5 protein-coding genes are annotated in these 4,540 nt (G+C 32.8%); all 5 read left to right on the top strand.

Annotated features, from left to right (window positions below; genetic code table 11):
• Positions 1-99 precede the first annotated feature (99 nt).
• Complete coding sequence (locus ACE1ET_RS20170; RefSeq protein WP_375730232.1) at positions 100-558, top strand: hypothetical protein; 459 nt, start codon at positions 100-102, stop codon at positions 556-558.
• A 102-nt stretch (positions 559-660) separates the two neighbouring features.
• The gene (locus ACE1ET_RS20165) at positions 661-1,536 is read left to right on the top strand and encodes a DUF6438 domain-containing protein (RefSeq protein WP_375730231.1); all 876 of its coding nucleotides are present in this window, start codon (positions 661-663) and stop codon (positions 1,534-1,536) included.
• A 204-nt stretch (positions 1,537-1,740) separates the two neighbouring features.
• Positions 1,741-2,463, top strand: coding sequence for a hypothetical protein (locus tag ACE1ET_RS20160; RefSeq protein ID WP_375730230.1), 723 nt, complete (start codon positions 1,741-1,743; stop codon positions 2,461-2,463).
• A gap of 675 nt (positions 2,464-3,138) precedes the next feature.
• Positions 3,139-3,651, top strand: a complete 513-nt coding sequence (locus ACE1ET_RS20155) for a DUF6933 domain-containing protein (RefSeq protein ID WP_375730229.1) — start codon at positions 3,139-3,141, stop codon at positions 3,649-3,651.
• A gap of 180 nt (positions 3,652-3,831) precedes the next feature.
• Entirely contained in the window at positions 3,832-4,326 is a 495-nt protein-coding gene (locus ACE1ET_RS20150; protein WP_375730228.1) for a hypothetical protein, read from the top strand.
• Positions 4,327-4,540: the final 214 nt, after the last annotated feature.

Here is a 4,540-nt window from a genome sequence, read left to right as displayed (position 1 = left end):
GTCGGGCTCTTTTGTCCTGACAGTTCCTTTCCCGTCGGAAAGAAACTGCCACGACAGCATACCGCGGGAACGTTGTAAGTAATTTAAAAACCATACTAAATGAATAGAAAAATCAAACTTATCGCCTTAACATTTGTGACTATTTTGTCGACAAATATTTTGAAAGCGCAAACTTCAATCGAAGAAATTACAACGGAATTTTTTAAAATTTATGAAAATTCACCTCAAAAAGCAGTTGACTTTGTTTTCTCAACGAACAAATGGATAATTGACCGAAATAAAGACGGAATTGAAAATGTAAAGAATCAATTGACAAGTCTTCTTGGACTAGTTGGAGATTATTATGGCTACGAAATGATTACTGATAAAAGCGTTGGAGAAAGTTATAAACTTGTGAGTTATATGGTTAAATATGACAGACAACCTATTCGTTTTACTTTTGTATTTTACAAGCCAAAAAATAAATGGCAAGTTCAGAATTTTAATTATGACGACAATTTAGACGACGAATTGGAAGAATCTGGGAAAGTATATCGACTATTAGAAAACTTGAAATAAAAACTACTTACAACACGCGGTCATAGTGCATGGCAGTACTTTTAAACCAAATAATTCAACGTTCGCGCAAAGCACCTTTCGTCCTGACAGTTCCTTTCACGGGTGAAAGAAACTGCCACGACACCATACCGCGGGAACGTTGCCTGCAATGCAAAAAAAGAGTTATTTACTAAAATGAAAATCTTATTTCTGATCTTAACAATATTTATTTCTGAAACTTTATTTTCTCAAGGTATTGAAATTAAAGGGACTTGGTTAGATAATGACAATAATTTAATTTCAATTAGAGATACATCTGATGATTATTATCTTAATATTATAAGCACTAACTTTAATGATTATGAAACATACCTAGTTATTAAAGATAAAGTTTTGAGTTTCCAAAAGAGATATTTTATTGTAACAAATATTGAAGAATATAAATATAAAGTAGAATGTTATAATTTAAAAATATTAAAAAGAACAGACTCAACATTAGTAATAAAAACCATAAACAAAAATTCAAGACAGTTTTTTGAAAAAAAGAAGCTTCACTTAACAAAACAAGAATATTTTATCGATAATAGCATTCAGTTAGAAAAAATAATCATATACCTGTCTGAATGTTATCGTTGCCCTAAATATAAGATTGAAATTAATAGAAATAATGATGTTAAGCTTTATCGAAAATATAGGAATAAAGATAGTAGTGAAAAAGAATCTGGTTTTTTTACAGGTAAGTTATCAGACTCTGAATTTCATAACCTAGAAAACCTTATACAGTCGTGCAATTTGAAAACATTAAATACGGATTTTAGTTTAATGGGAGAATTTTCAATGCGGTTATTTATCAAAACAAAAACCGAAGAAATAGAACTGGCATATTCAATGCCTCCAGCAATATTAGAGAATCTGATAGATTTTATTGAAATAATCTGTGAAAAAAATGATTACACAACAAGCGATAAACTTACTATCGGGAATGACTCTTTATGGTAATCATGCCAAAGTATAAACAACTTATGAAAAAAGCACTGCAGGCAACACGCGGTCATAGTGCATGGCAGTTCTTTTAAAACCAAATAACTCAACGTTCGCTGCCTGCTCCTTTCGTCCTGACAGTTCCTATCCTATCGGACAGAAACTGCCACGACACCATACCGCAGGAACGTTATGCTGCATAATGACAAAACACATTACAAAATGAGAATTAGTCTGACCCTTACTCTTTTAATTTTTATAAACAACGTCTTGATTTGTCAAGATTTCAAGTATATCAAACCTGATTTAGGTGACTCATGTGAGATAATAAGCTCGATTTCTGATACTGCAGAAATGTATGAGCAATTAGTTTTTATAGATTATAAAAAAGATTCAAAGTTAAAACGTAGCTTGGCCGATTTTAAACTAACTGATTCGCGAATCAATCAAATCAGAGATTCTTATAACAGGATTCAAGAAAAAAGCGATAATAGTTCTTCAAAACACGAGTATAACTTGCCTAATAATTGGATTAAGATTCACAAATACAGAGGTGAGTGGATTTTATATGATGATATTGAGTTTAATAGTCGATATATCTTGTCTGATACAGCATTGATTAGTTTTTTCATGGATGGAACTTATGCTGAACCACTGATTGACTTTAAATCAAAAGACAAAAAATATAAATTCAAATTTGCCTCACTTTCCTGGGACGACTCTCAATCTATTAGTGAGCATAAACTTGACATTAAGATTATCGATCCTCAATTGTTAATTGCGATTTGGAGATTTGAGAGCGATGGTAGTATTTATTACAATTTTATGATTCCGGAGAAAAATAAAGAAATGTTTCCGATTATTGGTATTATAACGACTGATTTGATGGGTAATGAATCGAATATTTTAGATTCAGTAGATTTTGAAGAAATTTTTAAAAAATAATAATTACGCAGCATAACAGCACCTATAATTCATGGCAAGGTGATGGAATATGCGAGCTGCACTACGCCGCCCCTACTTCACTATACCGTGACACTAAAGTATCACGCATTTTGCCACGCTTTATAGCTGCAAAACGTTGTAAGCAATGCCGGGATTAATTGTTTGAGATCTTATAAATTGGCCTCCACCCTATTTCGGCTGAAGCAAGGAACGTTATTTATTAAGTAGGATCAACGATTGATTTTAACCAGGCGTCGGGCGGAGTCTCAGTTTGTACAACTTGAATGTTTCATATTTTGACGCAATATCGTTTGGGGTTGACGCAATATCGTAAAGTTTTGATTTACATTATCCGGTCACGGGCGGCTGAAACTCATTTGATTTGCCAAAGTGTTTAATTTGTGAAGCATCAATTTAAAGAGCACCCGTGAGAAAAAAAATAAGGCACAGCTTACAACACGCAGTCATACTGCATGGCAGTACTTTTAAATAAAATATTTCAACATTCGCAGTCGGGCTATTTCGTCCTGACAGTTCCTATCCTATCGGACAGAAACTGCCACGACACCATACCGCGGGAACGTTAGGTGTAAGCCATGATGAGTCCAATAAAATTCTAAAGTCATTGTAATTATGATTTGACTTACTAGATTTGAGGAAAAGATTTGATTCATAATGATTATTCGAGCCACTAAAAAAGTTTTAAACTTAAATCGTATAAAAACTGAACGAAATGATTCGCCTTTGAATGACCAACTTCCTGGAGAATGGTATGTTGATTTGATTTCCTTGGGTAAACCGGGGAAATTTGCACTTCATTATTTACACCATCCGACTAAAATTGTTATTATCGTAAAAGGCAGATCTCTTAAGAAAAGTGAACAATTATTTAAAGACAGAATCAGACATTTTCTAGAAAGACATAATTATAATCCATTGATTGAAAAGTTTGAACTTGAAGGAAAGACGAAAATCTATTCTACAAATGACAGAGGGATGCTTTCAAACATGAATCAAATAAAATGGAATTCTGAATATCATTGCATTTCAAGTCAAAACCCAGACTTAATTGACTTTAATTGGATTGAAGACATCTCAATTAACAATCTGTTTACGACTAAAGATACCGGAAAGAAATATTTAAAAACAAAGACAATTCTTAACGAACTTTTGGAGAAAAATCAATAAGAAAGAAGGCCAACACCTAACACGCGATCATAGTGCATGGCAGTACTTTTAAACCAAATAATTCAATGTTCGCTGCAAGCTCTTTTCGTCCTGACAGTTCCTTTCACATGTGAAAGAAACTGCCACGACACCATACCGCGGGAACGTTAGCGGCAAGTTTAAAAAGATTATAAACTAAACATGAGAATTAATCGAAAAAGAAAGTTTCTAATTTTTTTATTGATTGTTTTAGCTCTCTTTGCGTATTATCAGATTGACTACAAAAGACATTTTATATATAGTAGAGACAGAACAGAATACATAACAATTTGGCAACGAATTGGAAATAATTGCTATATAATACCAGGAAGATACTTTGGGTTTACAACTCCACATAAAAACTATATCAAGACTGTTAATCACAGAAATTATTTTGGTATTATTTGGAATACCTTTGACAGCCTTGATTTTAAGATCTCTATTTATAATGATTATCAGTTAATTGGCTGGAATGAAAATGCAAAAGCTTATAAAAAAAATGATTCTTTACTACTGGAATACAGTGCATTAGACACATTAGATTACCAGCGAGGCAAAAGAATTGTAAGTGAAAACGCCGATTATATTAAAAATATTACAGACTACAATTACATTGATTTAAACAGAATATTCGGGATAAAAATATATAAATATTAAAAAAGAAAACCAGCCGCTAACACACGGTCATAGTGCATGCGGTTGTGTTTTATTCTGCAAATTTGCATTCCGTATGCCGTCGTTTTCGGCTTGACAGTCTCCACTTCGTGGGACAGTCAACCGCACGACACCATACCGCGGGAACGTTGGGCATAATAATGAGAGAGACTGCAAACTCTAAACACATATTGATTAAAATAGCTTATTAATAAAA

This window comes from Quyinboa mangrovi (genome assembly GCF_042219825.1).
In the GTDB taxonomy this organism is placed as follows: Bacteria; Bacteroidota; Bacteroidia; order Bacteroidales; family UBA5342; genus JBHJHP01.
This window is presented reverse-complemented; position numbering and strand designations above follow the sequence as displayed.